Annotated in this window: 18 protein-coding genes and 2 pseudogenes; 7 read left to right on the forward strand and 13 right to left on the reverse strand. The window is 41.9% G+C overall.

Annotated elements, in window-relative coordinates; translation table 11 throughout:
• Positions 1-7 precede the first annotated feature (7 nt).
• Positions 8-1326 (reverse strand): annotated as a pseudogene (locus tag DXA05_RS06975) (FAD-dependent oxidoreductase).
• Between the two features lie 330 nt (positions 1327-1656).
• On the opposite strand from DXA05_RS06975, the gene DXA05_RS06980 reads away from it, so the two are divergent.
• The 5 genes and pseudogenes from DXA05_RS06980 to DXA05_RS07005 all read left to right on the forward strand — a co-directional run bounded on the left by DXA05_RS06980 (position 1657) and on the right by DXA05_RS07005 (position 6558).
• Positions 1657-2679, forward strand: a complete 1023-nt coding sequence (locus tag DXA05_RS06980; RefSeq protein ID WP_004313409.1) for a LacI family DNA-binding transcriptional regulator — start codon at positions 1657-1659, stop codon at positions 2677-2679.
• 787 nt (positions 2680-3466) lie between these two features.
• Complete coding sequence (locus DXA05_RS06990) at positions 3467-3781, forward strand: hypothetical protein (RefSeq protein WP_004304743.1); 315 nt, start codon at positions 3467-3469, stop codon at positions 3779-3781.
• Positions 3782-3792: 11 nt separating this feature from the next.
• Positions 3793-4082: pseudogene (locus DXA05_RS06995) on the forward strand (cell division protein ZapA).
• 123 nt (positions 4083-4205) lie between these two features.
• Entirely contained in the window at positions 4206-5741 is a 1536-nt protein-coding gene (gene rny, locus DXA05_RS07000) for a ribonuclease Y (RefSeq protein WP_004313412.1), read from the forward strand.
• Between the two features lie 64 nt (positions 5742-5805).
• Positions 5806-6558 (forward strand): copper homeostasis protein CutC, encoded by a 753-nt coding sequence (locus tag DXA05_RS07005; protein WP_128858961.1) that lies wholly within the window; start codon positions 5806-5808, stop codon positions 6556-6558.
• Between the two features lie 145 nt (positions 6559-6703).
• Here the strand turns inward: DXA05_RS07005 and DXA05_RS07010 are convergent, their stop codons facing one another.
• From DXA05_RS07010 to DXA05_RS07025, 4 genes are all read right to left on the reverse strand, one after another.
• Positions 6704-7918, reverse strand: a complete 1215-nt coding sequence (locus DXA05_RS07010) for a sodium ion-translocating decarboxylase subunit beta (protein WP_128858962.1) — start codon at positions 7916-7918, stop codon at positions 6704-6706.
• Between the two features lie 14 nt (positions 7919-7932).
• Positions 7933-8364, reverse strand: a complete 432-nt coding sequence (locus tag DXA05_RS07015) for a hypothetical protein (RefSeq protein ID WP_008021027.1) — start codon at positions 8362-8364, stop codon at positions 7933-7935.
• Between the two features lie 263 nt (positions 8365-8627).
• Positions 8628-9065 carry a hypothetical protein gene (locus tag DXA05_RS07020; RefSeq protein ID WP_008645296.1) on the reverse strand — a complete coding sequence of 146 codons (438 nt, stop codon included), beginning with the start codon at positions 9063-9065 and terminating at the stop codon, positions 8628-8630.
• Between the two features lie 82 nt (positions 9066-9147).
• Positions 9148-11874 carry a transglutaminase domain-containing protein gene (locus tag DXA05_RS07025; protein ID WP_128858963.1) on the reverse strand — a complete coding sequence of 909 codons (2727 nt, stop codon included), beginning with the start codon at positions 11872-11874 and terminating at the stop codon, positions 9148-9150.
• A gap of 324 nt (positions 11875-12198) precedes the next feature.
• On the opposite strand from DXA05_RS07025, the gene DXA05_RS26430 reads away from it, so the two are divergent.
• Together DXA05_RS26430 and DXA05_RS07030 are read left to right on the forward strand one after the other, a co-directional pair.
• On the forward strand, positions 12199-12336 hold the full coding sequence (locus DXA05_RS26430; RefSeq protein WP_004301914.1) for a hypothetical protein: 138 nt from the start codon (positions 12199-12201) through the stop codon (positions 12334-12336).
• Between the two features lie 93 nt (positions 12337-12429).
• A complete protein-coding gene (locus DXA05_RS07030) occupies positions 12430-13608 on the forward strand; it encodes a C1 family peptidase (protein ID WP_128858964.1) in 1179 nt (392 codons plus the stop codon).
• Positions 13609-13768: 160 nt separating this feature from the next.
• On the opposite strand, the gene DXA05_RS07035 is transcribed toward DXA05_RS07030, so the two are convergent.
• The 8 genes from DXA05_RS07035 to DXA05_RS27220 form a co-directional block, all read right to left on the reverse strand.
• Positions 13769-14470 (reverse strand): DUF4627 domain-containing protein, encoded by a 702-nt coding sequence (locus DXA05_RS07035; protein WP_117808950.1) that lies wholly within the window; start codon positions 14468-14470, stop codon positions 13769-13771.
• Positions 14471-14529: 59 nt separating this feature from the next.
• A complete protein-coding gene (locus tag DXA05_RS07040) occupies positions 14530-16464 on the reverse strand; it encodes a heparinase II/III family protein (protein ID WP_128858965.1) in 1935 nt (644 codons plus the stop codon).
• 456 nt (positions 16465-16920) lie between these two features.
• Complete coding sequence (gene dinB / locus DXA05_RS07045; RefSeq protein ID WP_004301910.1) at positions 16921-18012, reverse strand: DNA polymerase IV; 1092 nt, start codon at positions 18010-18012, stop codon at positions 16921-16923.
• A 78-nt stretch (positions 18013-18090) separates the two neighbouring features.
• Complete coding sequence (locus DXA05_RS07050; RefSeq protein ID WP_128858966.1) at positions 18091-20538, reverse strand: glycoside hydrolase family 95 protein; 2448 nt, start codon at positions 20536-20538, stop codon at positions 18091-18093.
• A 13-nt stretch (positions 20539-20551) separates the two neighbouring features.
• Positions 20552-21430 (reverse strand): hypothetical protein, encoded by an 879-nt coding sequence (locus DXA05_RS27210; protein WP_284515455.1) that lies wholly within the window; start codon positions 21428-21430, stop codon positions 20552-20554.
• Positions 21367-22875 carry a beta-galactosidase gene (locus DXA05_RS27215; protein ID WP_284515456.1) on the reverse strand — a complete coding sequence of 503 codons (1509 nt, stop codon included), beginning with the start codon at positions 22873-22875 and terminating at the stop codon, positions 21367-21369. The genes DXA05_RS27210 and DXA05_RS27215 overlap by 64 nt, the downstream gene beginning before the upstream one ends.
• Positions 22876-23018: 143 nt before the next feature.
• Positions 23019-25493 (reverse strand): hypothetical protein, encoded by a 2475-nt coding sequence (locus DXA05_RS07060; RefSeq protein ID WP_284515457.1) that lies wholly within the window; start codon positions 25491-25493, stop codon positions 23019-23021.
• Entirely contained in the window at positions 25474-25821 is a 348-nt protein-coding gene (locus DXA05_RS27220; protein WP_284515458.1) for a hypothetical protein, read from the reverse strand. The genes DXA05_RS07060 and DXA05_RS27220 overlap by 20 nt, the downstream gene beginning before the upstream one ends.
• Positions 25822-25836: the final 15 nt, after the last annotated feature.

Consider the following 25836-nt stretch of genomic DNA (forward strand, 5'->3'; position numbering starts at 1 on the left):
TTCTTCTTTATATAATTGCTCCAAGTTTCTTCAATTCCTCTATGAGATTGTGAATATCAGCCTTTTGTACGGTCACACCTGCCTTTATACATTGTGCGGCTGCCACTCCTGCGGCTTGTCCTACCCCCATACAACTTGCCTGAACGCGAAGTGACGCAAAGGAAGTCTTATCAGCACTAATACAGCGTCCCGCTACGAGCAGATTCGAAAAATCTTCAGCTATAAGAGCGCGATAAGGTACATACGCCGCTTTTTTAAGGAAAGTCACGCTCTGTTCCGCACCTGCTGCCACATGGATATCTATAGGGTGTGCGCCGCGTGATATGCTATCAGGATATTTATAAGCATTCACATATTCTTCTGCTGTAATGGTATGTACACCTTTGATACGGCGTGTCTCACGAATACCGGCATGTACGGCGACGGTCGTCACATAACTGTTTTTAAACTCTTCAAAGTTCTCTTTAAAGATTCGTGCTATTTTAAATACATCTTCCCGTAAGCGACATTCCGCTGCGGTAAAATTTCTATTATCAATGGCATTTCCTGCAGTACGGGTCATATTAACCGTTACTTCGCCCGGACGAAGAGTGGTGCAAAACCAAGGACCTCCGAATTCGGGGATGCCAAGTGCCTCTTTCATTGCTAAAAGTTTCTCACGAACTGCAATGCAATGACAATTCTGCCTTGTTTATTATGGTGCATGGCATCAATTATCATGGGCGAATCTGTATCCACACCTCCTAATATAAAATAGGTGGAAAGAGGTTGCAGCGGTTTACATTCATCAGTTTGCATCGGAACACCCGCCATAGCGGCAAGGTCACCATCCCCAGTGCAGTCGATATACATATCGGCACTGATGGCTTCTGTCCCATTCTTATTCTCAAAGAGGATACAAGATATTTTGCCGTCTTTTGCCTGGCAACCGCTTAAGTAAGAGTGCATATACATATCCACACCGGCTTCCAGCATCATTTGCTGGCATAAAAGTTTGTAAAGCTCCGGATCAAAAGCTACATTGCCAAGAGGTTTCTCAATGATACAGCCTCCCATCTTCTCCAGCCGTTCGATAAACTCCCATGGAATACCGCCTATCACCTTTTCATTATTATAGGTGAATACACTCAAAGGAGTAACAAGCCCCATTGTAGCCATTCCACCTAAAAAACCATATTGTTCCACAACAGCAGTTTTCGCACCACTGCGAGCAGCCGCAATGGCCGCTATGAAACCAGCTGGTCCGCCACCGCAGACAACTACATCGTAGTTGCCCACAATTGGAACCCGTTTCGAAATTTCTATACTTCGTACTTTCTTGTCCATGACCGTTTTTTATCCTTTAATTATTACCAATTCAAATAGATGGTAAACTTTGATGTGCTTTCGACCGCACTTATAAGAAAAGAGGTGTGTTTTCATAGTTCTTTTTCTTTAGTTCGACATCATGTTGATGTAGCAAAGATAAAGAACAAGAGCTTGAAAAAAAGTTTTTTCCTAACTCTTTTGCCTGCAAACGATTGCGGGAACGTTCCCAAAATCTGCAAACGTTACAAAAGCATTACACAAAGGCAAATGGGATTCGTATTTTACTCCAATATTAGGATTTATTGTTTGAAATCAATATCTTTACTTTGATTTAAACAATCATTCAGCATGAAGTATATAACCATAAAAGACATCGCTCGACATTTGTCAATATCCGTCTCCACTGTATCTCGTGCATTGGGGGATGACAAGAATATCCGTAAAGAAACGAAAGAAAAGGTGATAGAAGCAGCTAAAAGATTGGGATATAGACCAAACCCTGTAGCAATCAACCTTAAATACGGACATACCAATACCGTGGGGGTGATCGTTCCTGAAATGGTTACTCCGTTTGCTTCACGAGTAATAAACGGAATACAAGAAGTGCTTCACACCAAAAATATAAAGGTGATTATTGCAGAGTCGGGAGGAGATCCGGAAAAAGAAAAAGAGAACCTGCAACTGATGGAAGGATTCATGGTGGATGGCATCATCATCTGTCTTTGCAGTTATAAAAGGAATAAGGAGGAATATGCTCGTTTACAGCAAGCGGGAATGCCTATGGTGTTCTATGATCGTATTCCCTATGGACTTGAAGTTCCGCAAGTAATAGTGGACGATTATATGAAGTCATTCTTTCTCGTAGAAAGTCTGATCCGAAGCGGACGCAAACAGATTGTTCATATACAGGGACCGGACGATATTTACAACTCCATAGAACGTGTCAGAGGATACAAAGACGCTTTGGCTAAATTCGGGATTCCTTTTGATAAGAATAATATGCTGATAAAAACCGGTATGACTTTTGAAGAAGGGAAAAAAGCTGCGGATATATTAGTGGAAAGAAATATTCCTTTCAATGCTATTTTCGCTTTTACGGAAACATTGGCCATTGGAGCTATGAACAGATTGAGAGAACTTGGAAAAAAAATACCCGAAGAAATCGCCGTAGCCAGTTTTTCAGGAACCGAACTTTCCAACATAGTCTATCCCAAATTGACTACAGTAGAACCGCCTTTGTACCAGATGGGGAAAAAAGCTGCCGAACTTATTTTAGAGAAAATCAAAGATCCGGCATCTCCCAATCATTCAATCGTGTTGGATGCGGAAATCAAAATGCGTGCATCGACGCCACGTTTGGAGGTATATTAATGACTTATCTACCAGATATTATATCTTAATACTTTCCTGAAAAACATACCGAAGTTACAAAAGTTTGCTGAATAGTAATCTTTTACGATACCAACAAAAAAGAAGAATTCAGATTTATACAGTTTTGAATCATTCAATGCTCTTTCTCTATAATACGTCCAATTCTTCCAGCTCCTTCACTTTTCTTCTGTATGGCCGATAAACAAGCAGTTTGTAGGTGAATAGCTGCCCCTTCACCTACTCTTCATCGTGAATCAAATCAAATTGCAGCCTCCAGATTCCACCATTGAGTAAAATTAGTAAAGCTATTTCGTAATTAGTTTCAACCTTGTTTGAAACTAAAAGTTTCAAGGCGGGAAACACTTTGTTTCAAGTAGCGAAACGAAGTGTTTCTCGGTGTGAAACAGATTGTTTCAAGCCTTGAAACTATTTTTGAAACTACTCGCTACAGGTGAAGAGATGGTGAAATTGTTACTCTTCACCCGCAAACTCCTTATTCATCGAAGAGACAGAGAAAAGGTGAAAGAAGAAATAGAAAGATTGAAAATAAATACCCAGTAGAAAAATTTAATCGATTTTGTAATGATTCAGAATCGTACAAAAATGAATGACAATTCATTTTCAATTACTAATTCGCATTAATTTAAAATATACCATAATATTATAAGCAGTCTGTATTTGCTTCCTATGCAATACTCTACTTTCCCCTCCGTTCATAGCTAATTTAGACGAAAAAGAACATTTTCTCCCGAAAAGTTTTTGTAATATCAGAGTTAATCGTATTTTTGTGTACAATTTTGGTGTAGTGATGACAGAAGAAGAAAAAAAGTTATTGAATTCCTTTGAAACGCAACTACGGCATTTGATTTATTTGCACGATGAACTTAAGCGTGAAAATGCCGAGTTGAAGAAGCTTCTCGAAAATGAAAAGCTGAAAAACGAGAAGGTACAAGCTCAATACGATGAATTGGAAGTCAGCTATACAAACCTAAAAACAGCTACGGCAATCAGCCTTAACGGCAGCGACGTAAAAGAGACGAAGCTGCGATTGTCAAAATTAGTGCGTGAAGTCGATAAATGCATCGCTTTGTTGAATGAATAAGAAGAAGATGTATGAACGATAAAATAAAGATAAACCTGCAGATAGCAGACTCAAACTACCCGTTAACCATCAACCGTGAGGAAGAACAAATGGTACGGGAAGCCGCCAAGCAGGTAAATATCAGGCTTAATAAGTATCGGGAAGTCTATAAAAATCTGGAACCCGAAAAAATTATTGCATGGTAGCCTATCAGTTCTCGTTAGAGAGACTGCAATTGATGCAACGTAATGATACCAGCCCCTATGTGGAGAAGGTAAAAGAACTGACAGAATTGCTGGAGGATTATTTTAAGGAAGAATAAATCCCGACCGGCTATTCGCTGATAAGAGATAAAACAACCACGCACTGCACAATATCCAAGCAAAAATAATTGCTTTGATATTTGGCGGTGCGTTTTTATTTATATACTTAAATTAAATGTAGAATGATAGCAATAATAGCAACAGCAATTGCTTGCTTCATCGTAGGAGGAGTCCTTTCATATATACTATTCCGGTATGTACTGAAATCCAAATACGATAATGTCCTGAAAGAAGCGGAGACGGAAGCGGAAGTAATTAAGAAAAACAAGCTGCTGGAAGTGAAGGAGAAATTCCTGAATAAGAAAGCAGACCTTGAAAAGGAGGTAGCATTGCGGAATCAGAAGATTCAGCAAGCGGAAAACAAGTTGAAGCAACGTGAAATGGTACTTAGCCAGCGTCAGGAAGAAATCCAACGTAAAAAGATGGAAGCCGAAGCGGTAAAAGAGAATCTGGAAGCGCAACTTGTGATTGTTGACAAGAAAAAAGAAGAACTCGATAAACTGCAACAGCAGGAAATCGATAAACTGGAAGCAATCTCCGGATTGTCTGCCGAAGAGGCCAAAGAACGCCTGGTAGAATCACTGAAAGAAGAAGCTAAAACGCAGGCACAATCATTCATCAACGACATTATGGATGATGCTAAATTAACTGCCAGCAAAGAAGCCAAACGTATCGTTATCCAGTCTATCCAACGGGTGGCTACGGAAACTGCCATTGAAAACTCTGTTACAGTATTCCATATCGAATCGGATGAAATCAAGGGACGTATTATCGGACGTGAAGGACGTAATATCCGTGCTCTGGAAGCTGCTACCGGTGTTGAAATCGTTGTAGACGATACTCCGGAAGCAATCGTTCTTTCTGCCTTCGACCCGGTTCGCCGTGAAATTGCCCGTTTGGCCCTGCATCAGCTTGTGACTGACGGACGTATCCATCCGGCCCGTATCGAAGAGGTGGTAGCTAAAGTACGCAAACAGGTGGAAGAAGAAATTATCGAAACGGGTAAACGTACGACCATCGACTTGGGTATCCACGGTCTGCATCCTGAATTGATCCGTATCATCGGTAAGATGAAATATCGTTCTTCATACGGTCAGAACTTGTTGCAGCATGCACGCGAAACAGCCAATCTTTGTGCTGTGATGGCATCAGAACTGGGACTGAACCCGAAGAAAGCAAAACGTGCAGGTTTGCTGCATGATATTGGTAAAGTGCCTGATGAAGAACCAGAATTGCCACACGCATTGCTGGGTATGAAACTTGCCGAGAAATACAAAGAAAAACCGGATATCTGCAACGCTATCGGTGCTCACCATGACGAAACAGAAATGACCAGTCTGCTGGCTCCTATCGTACAGGTTTGTGACGCCATCTCCGGTGCACGTCCGGGCGCACGCCGCGAAATCGTAGAGGCTTATATCAAGCGTCTGAACGATCTCGAACAGCTGGCAATGGCTTATCCGGGTGTAACAAAGACGTATGCTATCCAGGCAGGACGCGAACTCCGCGTTATCGTTGGTGCAGATAAGATTGACGACAAGCAGACAGAAAGCCTGTCAGGTGAAATCGCCAAGAAGATCCAGGATGAAATGACTTATCCGGGACAAGTGAAGATTACCGTCATCCGTGAAACACGTGCGGTAAGTTTCGCTAAATAACGTAACGATTCAAAAGAAGATTCATATAAGGGCGAAGAAATTCGCCCTTTTTTAATACACGCCTATGGGAAAGTATCAATTTGAGATTTGTACCAATTCAGTGGAAAGTTGCCTGGCCGCACAGAAAGGTGGTGCAGACCGTGTGGAACTGTGTTCCGGAATACCGGAAGGTGGAACAACGCCCTCCTATGGTGAGATCGCCATCGCAAGGGAAGTACTGACTCATACCCGCCTACACGTTATTATCCGGCCTCGTGGAGGAGATTTTCTGTATTCGGATATCGAAATCCGGACAATGCTGAAAGATATTGAAATGGCACGAAAATTAGGGGCAGACGGAGTGGTATTCGGTTGCCTGACAGCAGAGGGTGAAGTAGACTTGCCAGTAATGCAGAAACTAATGGAAGCTGCTCAAGGGCTATCTGTGACTTTTCACCGGGCATTTGATGTATGCCGTAACCCGCAGAGAGCATTGGAACAGATCATCAAACTGGGATGTAACCGTATTCTGACTTCCGGTCAGCAACCTACGGCTGAACAGGGAATCCCCCTTTTAGAAGAATTACAGAAACAGGCCGCCGGAAGAATCATGTTACTCGCCGGATGCGGAGTAAATGAAAATAATATCGCACGCATTGCCGCAGAAACCGGAATCAACGAGTTTCATTTCTCGGCACGCGAAAACATTCAAAGTGAGATGAAATTCAGAAATGAAGCCGTCTCTATGGGAGGCACGGTACACATCAACGAATACGAACGAAATGTAACTTCCATACGAAGAGTAAAAGAAACGATTGATGCCGCTTTACATGGATAAATATGGCAGCAAGGGATGAGATATCGTCTCATAATAGTACTAATACAAGACAGAAATGGTGAACATACAGCCTTCAAGCCTTTTGTTCACCATTTCTTTTTTGCATCATTACCAACAGTATCTCAAAAAACTGCTATACTTTTATTTATAAATATGGAATTATCGTAATATAAATACCAGTAATAATAGCCGAAGTAATTACTCCCGAGATATTAGCTCCCAAAGCATCTCCCAGAACAAATGAGTCCGGATTATCTTTGCTTACAATCCTTTGTGCAACCTTCGCGGTAGTGGGTACACAGCTAACAGCTGCAATACCGATTACCGGATTGTAATTACCCCGTTTAATAATATACATGATATATCCTCCGATTATTCCTCCGATACCGGAAAGTAATAATGCTACAATACCTAATACTAATAGTTTCAAGATCTTCGGATCGAGCAACAGATGTGCATCACAAAGTACACCCAGCAGTACGCCCAACATAAAAGTGGAGCCATAAAGCAACGGACCACTCACAAAATCATAGATATGTTTCATACCCGACTCACGAACAGCAACACCCAGGAACAAAGAGAAAAACAAAGGAGAAGCTACCGGGAACAAGAAACAGAGAATAGCACAAAGAACAGCAGAGAAAGCCAGTTTCACTTTAGCGTCGTAATTCTTCGGAGCTTTCTTTGTCACCACCTTAATAGCGCGGAAGCGTTTGGGAACCAACAGTTTTACCAAGTAAGGATAGCCTCCATACGTCAAGCCCAAATAAAGATAGGCAACCACCGTAATAGGGACAAAGAGATGCTTTGCCAATGCCAACGAAGTAAACAACACCATTGGTCCGTCGGCTCCACCCACCATAGCCACAGATGCACTTTCTTTCAGAGTCAGACCAAGAGCAGAAGCAATAGGTACTGTCAGGAAAGTGCCCAGCTCTGCGCACAAAGCCAGGAATATACTTGCAAATGGTTTCTGAAGCAGGAAGCCGACATCTAGAAGCGTCCCGATACCCATAAAGACAAAACAAGCTATCAGCCCGTTACTAAACGTCAGGGTATAAACAGGTTGCAGGAAATCTATCTGCATAGTATTCATTAATTGATCTGTATCTGAAAGCATCGGATCGAGAAAGAGATTACCCAGTGTACCGTCGGGCATAATGAGGGTTCCGCAGTTGATAGCTACCATTCCCAGTCCCATCGGAATCATTACCATCGGTTCGAGTATACCTTTCCAGCCTAAATAGATCAGTAACAAACCGAGAAGTACTAAAAAAACTCTTGCAGAAGCAAGCACCCATCCGCTTGCCATCATTGTACCAATACCTTGAAACAAGGTAGCAAAATCTATATTTTCCATAAATTAGTTTTCTTTTATTGTTTGTTGTTAGTAAGTTTCTTTGAGTTCTTCTTATTGACATGTGCCTGCTCTTCTTCCCGAAGAAAGAATTCGCGGGTATCCTGTGAATAATAATAATTCATCAGATTATTTTCAGAAGCTCCCGGACTCACGCCATGATAATAGCCGGAATAGCCAGTAAAGTTTCTGTCGATCCCCTTACTGTAATCTTCACGGAAATCTCCCAAAGCATCTTCATCTGCAATGGGAATCTGTCGGACTAATCTCTCCACCTTTTGCCGATGCTGACGCCAGCGTCGCAAACGGAGTAGCTCCAAACGGTGGGAACTATAAAAATCAAATGAATCGGCCGCATAGGCAATCAACTTAATGACCGCAGCGACAAAAAAACCGATGAGGAACGTAAGCCCCATCATCGCAAGAGTAGATAGTAATAAATGAATCATAGTAATATAAAAAATTAGGTTGTATAATCTTATTCAAATATCCTTGCTTTTATACGACGTAACTCCCGTTTCACAACGGGAACACAATATTTTAATCCTTAAAGACAGGCACATCAATATCCGTCCTTTGTTCCAAGTCATAGGAAATACATTCTTTGTTTTCCATGTTAACATGAATAAAACTAAGATAATAAATAAAGGAAATGATGGTAGATGGAGGATCTGAATAGGTACCTCACCTTACCCAAAGATAAGAATATAGTCTAAATGAGAATATGCGCCAATGTATAGACGTAATACTTACACGAATATTTAGTGTAATTGACATCAAGGCCGGTATGCCCCAAACGATTCTCCGGAAGCATAACATTCAGAGAGCTCAATATCTGTATAATGACAGTATTGGTATTGAACTTCAGGTTCTTGAAAGGAACAATGCTTCTCGGAAAAGAGATATTATCAAAAATGCAGTCACTAACATTACAAGTGGATGTCTCGTCAACAAACTGCGAATGAGAATCTTTACCTGGCTTGTCGAAGCCGGCAGAAGAAACGCAACAGCATGACACTGCTTCATATCGCATGTCATTAGACGAGGTTTCAGTTTTTTTCTGAAATCCCTGCAATTCTTTATTGGAAACATTACTAAATCCCAATACCAGAAATGCACATGCTAATATGCAAAAAATGTACTTAGTCATAATTTGCTGCAAACGTAATCATTCTTTTCCGAAAAAACGCATTAAGGGCAAGAATTAACGATTATTGTATACCTCCTCTTTTCTATAACCCATGTACAACTTTCATCAATTGCTCACCCAAACCGATTGTATATCCTTGAGAAACAAAGACTACCCTATTAAATGTATCTGCAATGATAAATACCGGCAGAATAGAATTGTTCAAATTCATAGCCTGCACTATTTCTTTGCGGATGCTGTCATCGACATCAATACCGTAGGTGATGATAGACGGAAGTCCTTTAAATTCGTCGGCATTAAATTTCTTGTATTGTTCTTCCGAAGGGAAAAGAAAGACCATCTTACGCCCCCATTGTTCGAAGTCATTGCCCAAAGCGGCTATATCTCTTAGCGCATGATTGGTAGGTTCCTGCCCTACTCCAAGCACAGCTACTACAAAATAGCCACGTCCACAGGTTTGCAGAATACTCCGCTGTTCAGTGCTGTCAACCGGACGATAGGTCGCTTCCGAATTAAAATTGCCGATCACTTGCACCTGATCTTTGCTTTCACGCATCACCAGGTCAACGGTGGTTGTCTTACCGGGTTCTATAGTAAAAAATGTACTGTTGGAAAGCACCGCGTCACTTGCCAACCGAGTTCCGGTCACCATCATATAATAGCCTTCATCAAGCTCTCTCCCATATTTTAACAAATTACGCCAGGTAGTTCCATCCCCCATATCCGTCTCTCCTTCGTCATAATTAAGTAACTGGAATGTGCCGTTTTTAAACTTGGAAAGAGTGAAATGCGAATAATATTTAGGATCTTCCACAGAACGGATAGGCGTGTAAGTCGCTTGTAACACTCCCTTTCGAGACTGTGCAGCTTCTGCCGTATCGAAGTTGACATCTTCCTTTGCAAATTCTTCATTTAGAATCTGCACCTTTCCGGTCACTTCATCAATCCAGGCAGCGGACGCCCATCCCATGCTCCGGTAAGCTGCCACAAAGAATATATCACGCGACTTTTCATCAGCCACCCGTGCTTTCCATACTCCCATCGGAGAGATAGGAATCTGTTGGGAATTCAGTTCATTATTGATTTTAATCTCTTTTCTGCACCATTCTATTAATACTTTGGGATCACGTTTCATGCTATCGGGCACAGACTGGTACACTGTTTTTTCAATGGCTTCACGAAGTACCTTTTTATAAGGAGTCAACATTTCATTAGCTATACGAGGAGGATTGAGGTACATTCTTTTAAATAAATCAGTCTCTATCTTCTCCCAATCCGAGATATTAGTCAGCAGATGATCATTCAATACATCCAGAGTTACATCGCGGAGATCTTTAGCCGAAAGACTCTCTAATATCCATATAGCCCGTATTTCTTCCCATGAAACAGCGTCTTTCTCTTTTCGGATAGCTGAAAGGAAGTCTTTCAAGGTTTGGTGGTTTCCTCGCGAAGCAACCAGGAAGTTTACCAGTTTTTCTTTCTTTTCCGGTTGTAAGGTATTTCCATATAGTTGATCTATCCACTCTTTGGCCTGTTTTTCCGTCATCATTGTTGCTACATACGCATTGCGGATTGAATCTTCCTGCGCCATCCGCCGATCATTTTCCGCCCGTTGTTCGGGAGTGACTTCGGGAATATTCGCTCCTTCCACCGGAGGTACAAGATCCATTGGCAAGGAATAGGCTTCACCTTCTTTCCTATTTAAAGCGAGTTGCAATGCATCATCTTTTCCAAATGAGATTTTGGCATAACCAAATTGTCCGTTGCGGGATGCCCAAACCAACATATCTCCTTTACCGGCAGTCAGGCTGGCTTTCCCCTCTGCATCTGTATATTTCGTGGCTACTGTATAGAACTCCGCATAATTGTATATCTTAAATTCGACTTTGGCATCTGCCACCGGTTTACCTTCGGCATCCGTCACCGTTACGATAGCTTTAGCAGTAGGGGCATAATTATCAATCACATTGATTTCCGTATAATTCGGTGTCTCAAGCATAATCTCTTCCGGACCGTTGTATCGTCCGAAAACCTTGGTATGCATCAACATTCCCCGACTGGCAGGGGAATTAAACCATCCCAAGTTCAAAACCGATTCCGGTTCACAGGCTCCGAAGAAATACCAATGTCCATCCGCCCATGCTTCCACCCAAGCATGATTGTCATCCGTATGCGCCCAGCGGGGCGTATACACTTGCCGTGCCGGAATACCGACTGCCCGGAGCGCAGCCACCGTAAATGTAGACTCTTCGCCACAACGCCCATACGCTGTTTTGACTGATGCCAACGGTGAGCTGGTACGCGCGTCACTCGGACGATAGACTACTTTCTCGTGACACCAGTGGTTCACCTCCAATATCGCGTCTTTCATCGGCAGTCCCTTCACCCTGTCTTTTAGTTCATCATAAAACACACGGCGGGAATCATCCAGATTCTCGTTATTCACCCGGATCGGCAGAACAAAATGACGGAACACTTCATCGGGAATCTCTTTGCCCCAAGGCATCTCGTCACGTGTCTGCTTCGACAGCCGGACATTCTCCAAGTAATAATCTCCCGGATAGTCCGTCACATCCCCTATCGGCATATAAGCGTAGAGAAACATCAATGCTTCGCGCTCGTAGACTGACAAAATAGAATCGGCAAAGATTGCAAATAAATCTCCATGAGGAAGTGCCTGTTTTTTCTGCTCAAAGTCTTGAGCTACTTGATTCCGGTAGGATTCTTCTTTGAGGAAGTGAGCATTGTTACAAGCAAACAGTACAATCGACAAAATCAGGACGCACAAAAGATGGGTGAATGTTTTCATATAAGTGTTTGGTTTATTCTATTAATAAGGTTGCTGACTGACAAAAATAGAAGAATATTTTCTGAATACCTAGATAAGTACATAAAAATGTGATAGATAAGAATAATATTGTCATTGATGGGAAAATCCGGGAATTATGTAACAGGTTTGTAATATAGACCGTGTTCGAACCCTTATAAAAAGAAAATTCAAAAGAAAAAGAAGATTTTTATGTTTTACAGCATATAATCCGAAAACAATTTGTATCTTTGCAGTGTTATTAGAGAAAACAAGATGTAAAACCGCTCTTCAAAACGTGGAGGGCAAAAAAAGAGGAAACAAATTATGAAAAAGAATGCAAATGAAAAAATTATGATGTTACAGTACCGTATTAAACGCTATCAAGCAATGGGAAATGGTGCCATGTGCCAAACATTAAACGGTAAACTTCAAAAACTGCTGTCACAGCAGGTTGCCATGTAAATAAACACACTAATTATAATAAATAGAGCGAGGAACTTTCGAGTATCCTCGCTTTTTTTATACATTTGCAGAAGAAAGATAATAAAACACATTATGAAAAAGCTATTTATGTCGGTTGCGCTCCTCATATTGGTCGTAACCTCTTTTGCACAAACACCCGGTTATGAGTTCACAACCGTTGTATCCCACCAAGCAACGCCTGTTAAAGATCAGGGTTCCACAGGAACCTGTTGGTGCTTTGCCACCGCTTCTTTCATGGAGTCGGAACTGCTCCGAATGGGAAAAGGAGAATATGATCTCTCGGAGATGTTTATCGTCCGCCAAAAGTACATGAATCAGATGGAGGACAATTATCTCCGTCGTGGTAAAGGAAGTATCGGTGAAGGAAGTTTGGCACACACTTTCAAAAACGCTTATAAGAAAGCGGGAATTGTTCCGGAAGAAGTGTACACCGGATTGCTGGGCGATAACAAAGACCACAATCACGGTGCATTGTCACGCTACCTCAAAGCATTGGTAGATGCAAATATTGAATCTAAAAAGCGTACTCCGCAATTTGATGCGCTTATTAATAATCTGTTTGATATTTATCTAGGCAAGCTTCCTGAAAAATTCACTTATAAAGGAAAAGAATATACTCCTCAATCTTTCACAGAAAGTCTGGGATTGAATATGGATGATTACGTTGAGTTGACTAGTTTCACTCACAAGCCTTATTATGAGACATTCTCACCTGAAGTTCCCGACAACTGGGAAAACCAGCCGATGTATAATCTTCCGTTGGACGAACTGATCGAGGCTATCGACTATGCACTGAACAAAGGATATACTGTATGTTGGGACGGTGACGTAAGCGAACAGGGTTTCTCTTTCAAGAACGGAATCGCCATCAATCCGCAAGTGGAGGATGTGAAAGATTACTCTACAACCGACCGTGCCCGTTTTGAGAAAATGCCAAAATATCAACGAATGGACGAAGTGTTCAAGTTTGAGCATCCTTATCCGGAAATCAACGTAACACCGGAAATCCGTCAGGATGGTTACGAGAAGTTTGTGACAACTGACGACCACCTGATGCACATCACCGGTATTGTGAAAGATCAGAATGGTACTAAATATTATATCACCAAGAATTCCTGGGGAGCGGAAAGCAACAAATCCGGAGGTTATCTGAATATGTCTGAAAGCTATGTACGTGCTAAAACAATCTGTGTGATGGTACACAAAGATTCTCTGCCTAAGGAACTGAAGAAGAAACTCGGTATTCAATAAATCGCATGAAATCAGTCCCGAAGGGAGATTGACTGTTTCATACATTTATTTATTCGGAACTCTCCATTATATTCATATAACAAAAGAAATAGGGCAACGAAGTATCACTACTTCACTGCCCTATTTTTTTGTTAACCTACTATATTAAATCCTTTGCTCTTTATTTCTTTTTCAATGTCACGTCGCTGATTTCTACAACGCCGCCTTTATTCTGGGAAAGAATAGCCACATAACAATCTTTCAGAATAGCAGCATCATCGTCTGTATCAGACACTTCCAAGTTAGCATTTGCTTTCTTGCTGCTAATTGCATTAACCACTTGTCCCATATCATAGTAAACCACTACTTTAGTCCATTTACCAGCATCTTTAATTTTAAAATTGTACTGTGCGCCCGAAGCATTTGGTTGAGCATCCGCGTCATAGTCTCTACGCATGAAGAAAGTAGTATTGTACTTACCATTATCATTCTTTTCCTCATTGGTCTGTTTGATGTATACACTGACCGGAGTTCCTGCTTCTTTAGCCTTTGCATAGAAAGTAAGAACATAGATACCTTTGTCCAAACCATCGGTAATACGTTGTCCCAGGAAAGCCTTATACCAAGAGAGATTCTTTTCGGCACCGGAGTTATCCAATTTCATTGCATTCGGATATTTGGCATCTCCTGTTTCTTCCCAGGCAATAGTAGTTACACCGTCAGCTTCATTATTCATGATAAACCACTCTCCTGCGGTAGCTTTGTTGGCATTAGTCACTTTAGTCTTTACTTCAGTGACGAATTTTTCGTTTTTTATCAGGTTCTGCGCACTTACGCTTACTCCTGCAAGGACCAAAAGCCCGGCAAATAACACTTTTTTCATCTTACTGTGATTTAATTGTTTATACTTTATTTTTTCTAGCTTTAAAAATCTATTTCATCCTACTTCACTTGCTGAATAACAAATCCATATTTACCAGTCACTTTCTTTTCTTCAGTCTTTAGTGTGATACGGTAAATCTCTTTGCCCCATACGTTAGACAGGCGCGGATCATCCAGTTTGATTGTTTCCAGTTCAGCTTTAAACTGCGACGGATAGTTCATTTCCACCTTTTGTCCCTTTACTTCGATACGGATTTTTCCGGCTGAAGGGAAAGTCACATTGCCCCAAGTTAAAAAATTCATTTGATTAGGAGCAATAGCCTCATCCAACGTATAATTATCACCAATAATGAGTTTTTTATCATCAAGAGCATAAGAGCGAACCCAGCTTTTCACTTTCGCTTCTGCCGGATAAGCAGTAGCTATATCCGTAGAGAACATCCGTTTCTTCTCATTGCAAACGGTATTGGTAGCTTTATACTCCTGCCCGAATTTCTGCGGTACTCCGTTAATCATCGGCAAGTTATGATAGTTGCTCTGCATGGTCCAGATGGTATAGCGGTCTTTACCGAACGTCTGTTTGGTATATGTACCTACACCAGCATCAATAATCACAGGAATTGTATTTACGTATAAAGAAAAGGTTCCTACATCGTTGTGGTTATGGCTTTCGTTATTAAATCCGCCTTTAGCGGCAACAAACATACCGTTCTTGTTCTTCATATAACAGAATTCCGTTTCGGGATACCAGGTCACATCCGGCATATCATGTTTCGGAGTTGCTTTTGCCAGCTCATTACAGCAAAGTAGAGATTGAAGCGAACGAAAAGCATCGTTGCCCATGGTAGCATACGGTTTTCTTCCTTTCAACAGGTATGCGGCAAAATGCATCATTTCATCGCTGTTTACAGCTTTACCGTACCGATAGATTAACAAAGGATCGCCCCCGCCTTGTGCCGATGCATCAGCAAAATTCACCACCCAGCCATTGCCGACATAGGAACGGGACATATATTCTCCCATCCGGCGAATCATCGGTTCATTGAACAGAGACAGCTTACCGCCTGTGCCATCAGAGAGTATCTGCAAATAGTCATAGAGCTTTCCGGCGGCATGTCCCCAGTAAGAGGTTCCCTCCTCACAGGCACCATCGGATTTCACGAAGTTGATAAACTTATCGACTGACTGCATGGAGCGATAAACAGCTTTCGCCAACTTATCCTTATTGTTCTCCATCAGTAAGAAACATTGCAGGGCATTAGAGTTACACCAGGGATTCCAGTTGTTGATGATTTCTCCCGGTTTCCAGTTAAAAGCCATCCACCACATTTCGTCGTCGTTCATATACGGATCGAGAATACGTTCTTTGATTGCTTTACGCATTTGCAAGGATACCACAGGATTGATTTTGTCGAATGGTTTGCGGAAGAAATAGTGTACCCAAGCCATTAAAGCTCCGTATCCGCCTGAACCGAGGTCGATAATCTGTTCGCGGAAGTCGGGAAGTGAACGTTTGCTGCTCTGACGGGGCAAGTGTGCGGATAGAACCCATGAATTCATTTCGCAGCTCATATATGCTCCGTTCAGTAATTGGTCGATAAAACGCCCTTTTCCTTCGGCCAGTTCGGCGAGCATCAAGGCGTTAAGTGCCTGGCGGTTGGCGTCATAAGGGACTTCCATTATTTTACGGTTACCGCTGCGTTCGTATTCCAGATAAGCGGTGGCAGGTATCAGTTGCCATTTATAGTCGAGGAGTTTTTCGCCGGCTTCGATGAGGCGTTGCTTATTGGGGCCCATCAAAGAATCCCAGGCGGCGCGATCTGTATAAGCAGGATAAGGCACCCATGCTTGTTTCATTACCAACACGTTTTTCAACGTAGTTTTGTCTACCGCTTTTTGCAGCATATTGCGTTCGGTGTAAGCGTTTGCCTTGAAAGAAAAACTTCCTAAAGCTGCTAGTAAAAGAACACAAAATAAATGTTTCATTCGATTCATGGTATTTTCATTCATTTAAGTATTGCAAAGATAACGTATCTGATAAAAAATGAGGTGAGTAAATCATACGAACCTGATGACAAAAAAGTACATAGTTCAAAAATAGTACTCTTAATTGCTATATTTTAGGCTTTTAAGTCATTATAAAAGCTATTTAAGTCATTGTAGAAACAATTTAAGTCACACGGAAACCGGGTTTTCATTTCGGAAAAACAAAGATGCAGTTTCAGAAAATAGAGGCTTCCTTTGGAGAAAATAGAGGTTCTATTTATTCCAAACAGAGGCTCTGTTTAGGTCAAATAAAGGCTCTATTTTATTTCAAATAAAGTATCTGTTTTACTTCAGACAAAGTATCTGTTTGAATATTCTATCCTCTTTCTTTTTTCATTCTTTGATTCTCTTCTTTTTCATCCCCTATTCTTTCCTCTTCATCCCTCTATTTCTTCCTCTTCGCCTTCAATCCCAATCGCTAAATTCAAAACTCAACTGTTCCCAGACACCGTGTTGTTCATCGGCTTCCTCTTTTGGATTGGAGACGGAAAGACCGATGAGCCGGATTGGATGTTGCTCAAATTCGACACTTTTAAGCAATTCTTTTGCAAGTGGGAGTACCCGGTCTAAGGTGGTGAGTTCCTGTGATTGAGTAAGGCTTCGGGTTATCTGGCTAAAATCATGAAACTTGATTTTCAGGGTAAGCGTGTTGCCTTTGAAGTCTTTTCGCTGAAGACGTTCAATCAGTTCTACTGCCACATGGTATAGTTCGATAATGACCGATGAACGGGCTGAAATATCACGTTCCAATGTACGTTCGCAGCCAATGGATTTACGGATACGAATTGCTTCGACAGGGCGTTCGTCAATTCCTCGTGAGCACTCATAATATAGTGCGCCGGCTTTTCCGAAATGTGCTGTCAGCATTTCAAGAGAACATTTTCGTAGTTGAAGTCCATTGTGGATGCCAAGTAGATGCATCTTCTTTGCAGTCACCGGACCCACTCCCCAAAAAGATTCGATAGGAAGACGGGCGATAAAATCAAGGGCTTGTTCCGGATGAATGGTGCATAAGCCATCCGGTTTACGATAGTCCGAAGCTATTTTAGCCAGAAACTTATTATAAGAAACTCCGGCAGACGCAACAAGGTTGAGCTGCTCCCGAATCTTCTGCTTTATTTCCTTTGCTATATCCACAGCCAGGGAAATATCTTTTTTATTTTCTGTGACATCCAGAAAAGCTTCATCCAGAGACAGAGGTTCGATGATATCCGTATATTCGTGGAAAATCTCATGTATCTGACGGGAAACGGATTTATAAACATCCATCCTGCCAGGTACAAAAATGAGTTGGGGACAAAGTCGCTTCGCCTTTTGCGAAGCCATAGCGGAACGGACACCGTAACGCCGGGCTTCATAGCTGGCAGCAGCCACAACTCCCCTCTCTTCTGCATGACCTACCGCTAAAGGCTTGCCACGAAGTTCTGGATTATCACGCTGTTCTACAGAGGCATAGAAGGCATCCATGTCGATATGTATAATCTTTCTCTGCGTCATTTATTCGGGGATTTATAGCAAACTTACTACAAATCCCCGAATAAATGAAATATATTTTATTGAGAATATCTTTGGGGGTTATATTCTCTCAAAACAATAACTTTTCCCGGGTTCAGTCATTACATCATACTCATACACTCTATATAACAAAGGGTACTGCGGACAAATCTTTTTAGAGATAAGCGGTTCTTTTATTCGTTCCACCTGAAAAAACGGGTTTTTATTTTCACCTACAGCTTCACGCAAACCTTTGCCCTTTAAAGGTACATAGGAGCGTAGTCGAAGATTCCCACCCAAACGAGCATGTATAATCACCTTGGATAACTGTGCACCATCCCATTCCATATCTGTTACAAAACCTCCCCGGGCAACTAATCCTTCAATGCGGCCTTTTCGCCAAGCGTCCGGCAACGCTGGAAGCAAATGTATGGCATTGTCATGACTTTGCAGAAGCATCTCGGCAACTCCTGCCGTATAACCGAAATTCCCATCAATCTGGAAAGGGGGATGCGCATCAAATAGATTCGGATATGTACGTCCACTTGGATTTGCCGGTTCTACCAATACCAACATGTTATTAATAATCTTAAAAGCACGATTTCCATCCAGTAATCTCGCCCACAAGTTTATTTTCCAACCGATAGACCATCCCGTAGCCTGATCTCCACGATAAATTAAAGAATTCTTTGCTGCTTGAAATAACAGAGGATCGGTATAAGGAGATATCTGATTACCCGGATACAATCCAAAAAGATGAGACACATGCCTGTGCTCGCTCGTAGGGTCGTCCACATCTTCCAGCCATTCCTGTAATTGGTTATATCTACCAATCTGCATGGGCGGCAAACGATCAATCATTTTTTGCAAATGTTCGGCATAAGCAGCATCTTCCGCCAATATCTTACAAGCCCGCAAAGTATTGGAGAAAAGATCAAAAACGATCTGATTGTCCATTGTACAGCCGGCCACAGTAGAAGGTGCATTCTTCTTTTCATCCCCCTCCGGTCCATGTTCCGGTGAGTTGGACGGACAAGTCACCATCCATCCATATTTGGGATGTTCCACTAAAAAATGAAGAAAGAAATCTGAAGCTCCTTTCATTATGGGATATGCCTCCTTTAAAAAAGCTTTATTACCGGTAAAAAGATAATGTTGCCATAAATGCTGGCATAACCATGCACCTCCATTCGGCCACATTCCCCAAAATGCTTTATCTACAAGTCCTGTGCAACGCCATATATCCGTATTATGATGCAGTACCCAGCCATCACAGCCATACATTGTACGAGCTGTTTCTCTCCCCGTTTCCGACAATTCTTTCAACATTTGCATCAATGGCAAATGTGTCTCACTCAGATTAGTCACCTCAGCCGGCCAGTAGTTCATCTCCAGATTGATATTAACCGTATATTTTCCGTCCCAAGGAGCCAATAATTTATCATTCCATATTCCTTGCAGATTTGCTGGTTGTCCACCCGGTTGGGAAGAAGAGATGAGTAGATAACGACCATATTGAAACATTAAAGTAGCCAACGATACATCTTTTCCTTCATTAAAATGTTTCACTCGTAGATGTGTCTCTCTTTTTGCTTCTTCCGAAGTCCCCAAATCCAACTTCACACGGTTGAATTGGTTCTGATAATAAGCTATATGTTCTTCACGTGCTTGCTCATATTTTTTCTTACAAGCAATATCTAAATAAGCCTTTGACTTTCTGTGTGCATCTCCGCTGACATCTTTATAATTCACAAAATTAGTTGCAGCGGAAATATAAAGAGTTACAGCATCAGCTCCATTCACCTGAATATTCTCTCCAGTCACTACTACATGACCTCCCTCATTCTTTACTTCAGTCTGTGTCTCTACACGAATGGCACCAGGCACACCTTCATGTTCTGTTCCTTTCCCTATTAACACAAGTCTTTTTCCCGACTTACGGACTTCATGCTGCAAAGGAGATTTATAAGAAGCCGTAAATGATAAAGTTCCCTGTTTATTTGCTGTCAATCGAACTATAATCACATTATCCACAAAGGAAGTGAAAACCTCTCGATTATAAGTCACCTCTCCGACTTTATAACGCGTAGTTGCTATCGCCCTTTCTATGTCCAAGTCACGATAATAATCCGTAGCCTTCTCATGCCCGGGAAAATCAAGCATCAAACTACCTATTGTTTGATAAGGCATACCGTTACGCGGAGTTTCAAAATTTTGTGCCACCATTTCTTGTGCTTCCCGATAACGCCCCTCAAACACAAGCTGTCTGATTTGAGGTAATGCAGCCAAAGCTTTTGGATTATCATTACGGTGAGGACCTCCTCCCCATACCGTTTCCTCATTCAACTGAAGTTCCTCACTACCCGCACCGCCATAAACCATCACTCCCAACCGAGAATTTCCTAAAGGCAAGGCTTCAGTCCAAACCGTAGCAGGGCGGCTATACCACAATTTCAAATCATCAGAGGATACATTCAATGAACATACCATACACACCAATGCCATAAAAATCCTATCTAATCTTATCATAAAAATATTCTTATTAGTCAACCACTAATTTTTCTCGTCTTTCCGCCACCCAAGTGACAGGTATGATTTCCGCCCCTCGTATTTCGGCTCCATCTCTTGTTGGACATAAACTAACTACCAAATGATTTTCACCACCAATATTCAACCAACATTCGGGAATATAATATTCATGCTGGGGACCTTTCTGCCAACAACGACCGATGCAGTGGCCGTTTATGTAAATAAATCCATTCCCCGAATGTTCCAGACGAAGATGGTAAGGGAACCATACTCCACGAGGCTGCTCGGGCAAAGTGAACGAATATGAATACCATGACAGAAGCGATTCATCTAATTCAGCCGTTTCTGGCAGTATCTTTTCTTGTAATCCTCCGCCTTTAGACAAGTTAAGTCCGCGTTCATTCTCTGTGTATGCATATTCCAAAGAAAGTTCCTTGTCTCCGCATCTCACATAATTCAGTCCTATGCCCCAATAGTCTTCTACTATCTTTTTTGTATGATGATGTAACCCTTTGCTTTCAAAAAGCATGACTATTTCGAGCTTCCTGTTTATAGCCGAATCTCCCGGCAGTTGATAAAAAACACTATATGCATCTTCCTTCAACATAGGCAGTATCTTTCCTTGAACGGACACCAACACCTCGTCTGCATCCGTGCCGTTAATCAATTTATGACCAATACGTCCCACTTCAAGCAGTTTTCCCTGCGGAGCATACGTACGATAATACACAAAATGACGTCCGTAAATGCCATCGTGATCAATGCACTCTCCTTTCTCCAACTTCGTCCAGCGAGTAGGGAGCGGATCAGCCATCTGCATATCAGGCGTCAATCTGATAGTATCCGCTTCAACTGCCGGACGAGATTCCGTATCGGGCAGTTCGGTAACCAATCTCCCTGACTGCCACCTGAAGGCAAATAATATATCATAGCGCCAAATGGTTCCAATGAAAAATCAAAAGTCAAATCAGAAGTCTGTATGGTACCAAAATGATGACGGGTATGCTCCTCTGTTCTCACAAAATAATACCGGTCACCATTGGAAGCCTTACGTAATACCAACTTCACATCCGGATCTGTAGAAATATACTCTATAGGAAGCACATCAGCACGGGCTATTTTAGTACCATGTTCCTTCAACAAATGCGCTAATCCCTGAAAACAACGATAACGTTCATTAGTCGAACCGTTTTCAGCAATGGCAGCTGCATAATCATAGGTAGTGGTCATTTGTCTGGCTCCCCAATCATCAAAGTTAGTACCACCTACAGTCATGTAATAATTAATCCCACAAAAACCACGCTGCAATGCATATAAGGTAATATTCTGCGTTTGTACCGGCATTAAACCATCCTGTTCCCAACTTAGTTTTCCTCCCACTTCACTCATCCATCCACCTTGCAATTCTCCCGAAATTAACGGTTTACCGGGTTGGGTACGTAACTGTTGATTAATCAAACGGCCGAAATTCTTCTCTATTTCCCAACGCGGGTAACTATTTACCATATCTACCACGCCGTTAAGTACACCCTCTTCCACATTACGGGCTTCATCCGTCCAGCAAGTTATAACCGGCACATCTATTTCATATTTACGAACAATTTGCGTAAGTTGAATCAAATAGTCTTTCTTGGCCTCTTTCGGAAACCATTTAATTCGATTAAATTCATTCTCCACCTGGAAAAAGATGACACCTGTATGCCCTTTACTCTTCCGCGTTAATTGGTGCGGTGCCACTACACGGCATACAACTCTGTACCAATGCTCATTCCAACGCATAAATTCAGGATCATTACTTTGTAACCAAGTATCAAAAGTAGTCTTTGCAGGCTTCTTTTGCATAATCCATTGCGGAAAACCACCTCCACTCCATTCTGCACAAATATAAGGTCCGGGACGGACAATCACATAAAGCCCAAAATCTTCCGCCATTTTCAGGAAGTCATCCAGTTCCCTCATGTCCAAACATGATTCATCCTGCGGTGAACGAGGCATTTTCCGTTCATGCCAGTTCCAGGGGATGTATGTCTCCACACAATTAAAACCACCTTCTTTCAACTTTCTAAAACGATCCGGCCACAAAGGTTGAGGTACACGAAAATAATGGAACGCAGCACTAAACAGGAAGATATCCTTCCCTTCAATCTGTATACATTGCCGGTCATAACGGATTCTATCCGGATGAATAAACACAGAATCATCTATGGACGATATTTGTGTACCGTTTCCAATGAAAGAGTCTGCCGTTTGGTCATTCATCACTGCTAGATCCGTAATATTTTGAGCTGACATAAACATAGGAAGAAATCCCAATAAACCAACTATATATTTTTTCATACACACTACAATATCTATTATTTTATTGTCGAAATTTTAAGAGTCAATAATATTAGGTTCAGCTCCGTTTCAGGAAGCTCTACAATCACCCCTCATTAGTCTGACTATATTCAAAAGATAGTCTTCATGATATAAAAAAGTAATTATTTCAACATTTTTATTTTTACAGCTTCCCTTGAATGACAAATCCACTCTCCGTCTCTCCATTCCAGCCAAACATCAAAAGGCTTTCCCTCATCAAGAGAAACTTCCAAACCGTCCATGCTGAACGAGTATCCGTTTCCTATGTACAATGAAACAAGTCGTCCTTTCTCCATGGTTACAACACAATAGGTGCCCATAAACCGGATGCCCATATACTTCGCTTCTGTTTTTTCATTCACCGAATGAATGATATGGTCCATTTTGTCTTTCTTGAAATATTCGACCGACAACTTGGCTACACCTTTTTGTTTTGGAGTCTTACTTGTATAGACCGAACGAATTTGGCTTTTTGCTCCGTTGCCGTATGGTTCATACACTGCTATAAAAGGATGGTCCCAAGCTTCACTTTTTTGCCTTATCAGTAATGCCGGTACAGGAAGCGTACGTAAAGACGGTTCATAATAACGATGATTGAACAAAGAGTTCAGTTGATAAACGGTCCTTCCTTTACCTGTCGGCACAAACATCCTCATATGAGTATCATCTATACCCAAATGATAGTCTACATAAAAGTTGTCAGGATTCTCATAACTACCCAATGTAGTGAAATAAGAATATCCTTTACCGGACAACGAATCCAAGGGAGAGGCAGACATCGGCATCGGTTGCCCCGACAAAAGGAAGAATTCGGAGCCGGTACCCATATTATGATAAATATAGTCATGGTAACGGTCTTCTCCATCTGTCACTTCGGACCGAAATATGTCTACATAATAGCCCGTCTGTGGTGAAGTACGGATAATAGAAAGCATACGGCGTTGTTCCGCCTTGATTTCCGGAGTATAGAAATGATTGACTGCGTCTACATACTGGTGATAGGGAGATACTTCGTAGTCAGGAGCTTTTCCATCAACGACGACGGGTTCGGCATGTACAATTTCCAGATTCTGCGGCATGTTATTGTCCGCACCTTTTCCATTCGGACTCACGGTATTGTGTCCAGCTACGTTAATTTTATATTCATGTGTGTCCGCTCCCCAATAATCCTGACCTACACCTTGATCTGGTGCCAAAATATGTCCACGCCCATACAACTCCATGTTCATGCCATTAGGTTGCCTGTGCCCGGTATCCTTGCCAAATCCCATCAAAGTAAAAGCCAAAGCATCCTTCGGGTCGGGTGCATCATTGCGACCGAATACTAAAGAGTATGTTTCCGAATAGGATGTACGCGCCAATTGAGGAGCACTATCAGTACGAGGGATTTCGGGCAAATAGAAAAACAACGCATAATAAAATTCATTGTGCAAGTTCCGTTGTGGGGCATATTTCATCCATTCTGCACATTTTCTTTCTTGCAAACTATCTTTCTTATCGTGCCAGTATGCCATCATAAGTTCCAGTTGTTCGGTATTCATGGTAGCATATGTAGCATCACCAAAGTTAGTAACATAACCATTGGGAAACAACATTTGTGTCATTGAACTCGAGGCTTTACTCAACAAAGGATCTTTGGATAAAAAATCAAGACCATTTTTATAATAAATGAAGCCGAAACGCACCAATTGCCCAATAGAGCCTTGTCCGTATCCGCCCGGAGCTTCAGGCCACAATCCGGTAGTAGGACTGATGTTGGCACGCAGCACATCGAGATAAGCCCCATGATGTTCCGTGGTAGGACCGTAAACCAATTTGTTTACATAATAAGCACGCCCCTTGCCATCCTGATAAGTGAAATCCTCGTCAAGCGCCAAGGCATAAAGCATGGCAGATTGCTGTTCATTCATGTTCCAGTTGCCTTTCAGCCCTCCTCCACGGTTCAGTTTGTTTTCTATCAAACGCTTGAACATCTTCTCGAAACAGCTTAAAGCCCATTCTTTTCCTTCGGGATGAGGAGGTGCCCACATCTCACCATCAATGCCTTTGACAAATTGTTCCGAATCAAAATACTCTTGCCGCAAATAATCGTAAATCATGTCGTATGCCAATGGAAGAGTAGCGAAATGGCGGGTATCACCTAAAGTCTCGAAAGAAAGGTAGCCATTGAGACTTCCCTCTTTATGATTTTGTTCCCAACCCGGATTAAGTTGTTCTTGTTGTGCTGCCCCACGAACAAAATTCCACAAGATGTCGGCAGCCAATTTGGCATATTTCCTATTTTCCGTCAAGTAATATAAGATAGACGATTTCCAAGCCAACTGAATGAAAGCCCGGTTCACGGTTTCCGTTCCAAGTCCGGTCTTGGTGAACGGGACGGTATCATACGGAGTTTCGTTACCTAAATCCGATAATTCATTGTTCGATGATTCAGTCAGCTTCACAATGCCAAGATTCATACTGGCAGGTTTGGTCAGCGAACCATCCCCGTAAGGAATAATTTTGTCCAGTGGAGCCAAAGGCACGGAGTTGCTGGCGGCACGTCCGTAGGTCACTCTAACTGTAGGATATTTGGCATTACCTTCTGCGGGTGACATAATTTCCTTCGGTATAGAAATGCGTATAGCGTTTTCCTGGTTCCCAATGCATCTGCATACGAGAAACCACGTATCCAGGATTATCCTGGTGCATAGCAATGATTGGATCCACATCGGCTTTCAGCGCCTCATAAATGTCTCTTGCCCAGTTCACCGATTCTATTTTCGCCAGAATAGCTTGTTTGTCGTCCATCGTAACAAATACGCGAGGATGCATATTCGTGCGAAAGTCTTTTTCGCTAATGGTCGACTGTGCAAATGCTATCCACACATCCAACAACAGGAAGATGGAAAAAAGATAAAAATATTTATTCCTTATATGAACCATGGTATTTCTTTTTCG

Source organism: Bacteroides sp. AM54-2NS, assembly GCF_003602935.1.
Classification (GTDB): Bacteria; Bacteroidota; Bacteroidia; order Bacteroidales; family Bacteroidaceae; genus Bacteroides; species Bacteroides xylanisolvens.

Bases quoted from the DNA above. Each gene is read 5' to 3' on its own strand.
- DXA05_RS06980 (WP_004313409.1), top strand. From the start codon at position 1,657: ATGAAGTATATAACCATAAAAGACATCGCTCGACATTTGTCAATATCC.
- rny (WP_004313412.1), top strand. From the start codon at position 4,206: ATGATAGCAATAATAGCAACAGCAATTGCTTGCTTCATCGTAGGAGGA.
- DXA05_RS07005 (WP_128858961.1), top strand. From the start codon at position 5,806: ATGGGAAAGTATCAATTTGAGATTTGTACCAATTCAGTGGAAAGTTGC.
- DXA05_RS07010 (WP_128858962.1), bottom strand. From the start codon at position 7,918: ATGGAAAATATAGATTTTGCTACCTTGTTTCAAGGTATTGGTACAATG.
- DXA05_RS07015 (WP_008021027.1), bottom strand. From the start codon at position 8,364: ATGATTCATTTATTACTATCTACTCTTGCGATGATGGGGCTTACGTTC.
- DXA05_RS07020 (WP_008645296.1), bottom strand. From the start codon at position 9,065: ATGACTAAGTACATTTTTTGCATATTAGCATGTGCATTTCTGGTATTG.
- DXA05_RS07025 (WP_128858963.1), bottom strand. From the start codon at position 11,874: ATGAAAACATTCACCCATCTTTTGTGCGTCCTGATTTTGTCGATTGTA.
- DXA05_RS26430 (WP_004301914.1), top strand. From the start codon at position 12,199: ATGAAAAAGAATGCAAATGAAAAAATTATGATGTTACAGTACCGTATT.
- DXA05_RS07030 (WP_128858964.1), top strand. From the start codon at position 12,430: ATGAAAAAGCTATTTATGTCGGTTGCGCTCCTCATATTGGTCGTAACC.
- DXA05_RS07035 (WP_117808950.1), bottom strand. From the start codon at position 14,470: ATGAAAAAAGTGTTATTTGCCGGGCTTTTGGTCCTTGCAGGAGTAAGC.
- DXA05_RS07040 (WP_128858965.1), bottom strand. From the start codon at position 16,464: ATGAATCGAATGAAACATTTATTTTGTGTTCTTTTACTAGCAGCTTTA.
- dinB (WP_004301910.1), bottom strand. From the start codon at position 18,012: ATGACGCAGAGAAAGATTATACATATCGACATGGATGCCTTCTATGCC.
- DXA05_RS07050 (WP_128858966.1), bottom strand. From the start codon at position 20,538: ATGATAAGATTAGATAGGATTTTTATGGCATTGGTGTGTATGGTATGT.
- DXA05_RS27215 (WP_284515456.1), bottom strand. From the start codon at position 22,875: ATGAAAAAATATATAGTTGGTTTATTGGGATTTCTTCCTATGTTTATG.
- DXA05_RS07060 (WP_284515457.1), bottom strand. From the start codon at position 25,493: ATGTCACCCGCAGAAGGTAATGCCAAATATCCTACAGTTAGAGTGACC.
- DXA05_RS27220 (WP_284515458.1), bottom strand. From the start codon at position 25,821: ATGGTTCATATAAGGAATAAATATTTTTATCTTTTTTCCATCTTCCTG.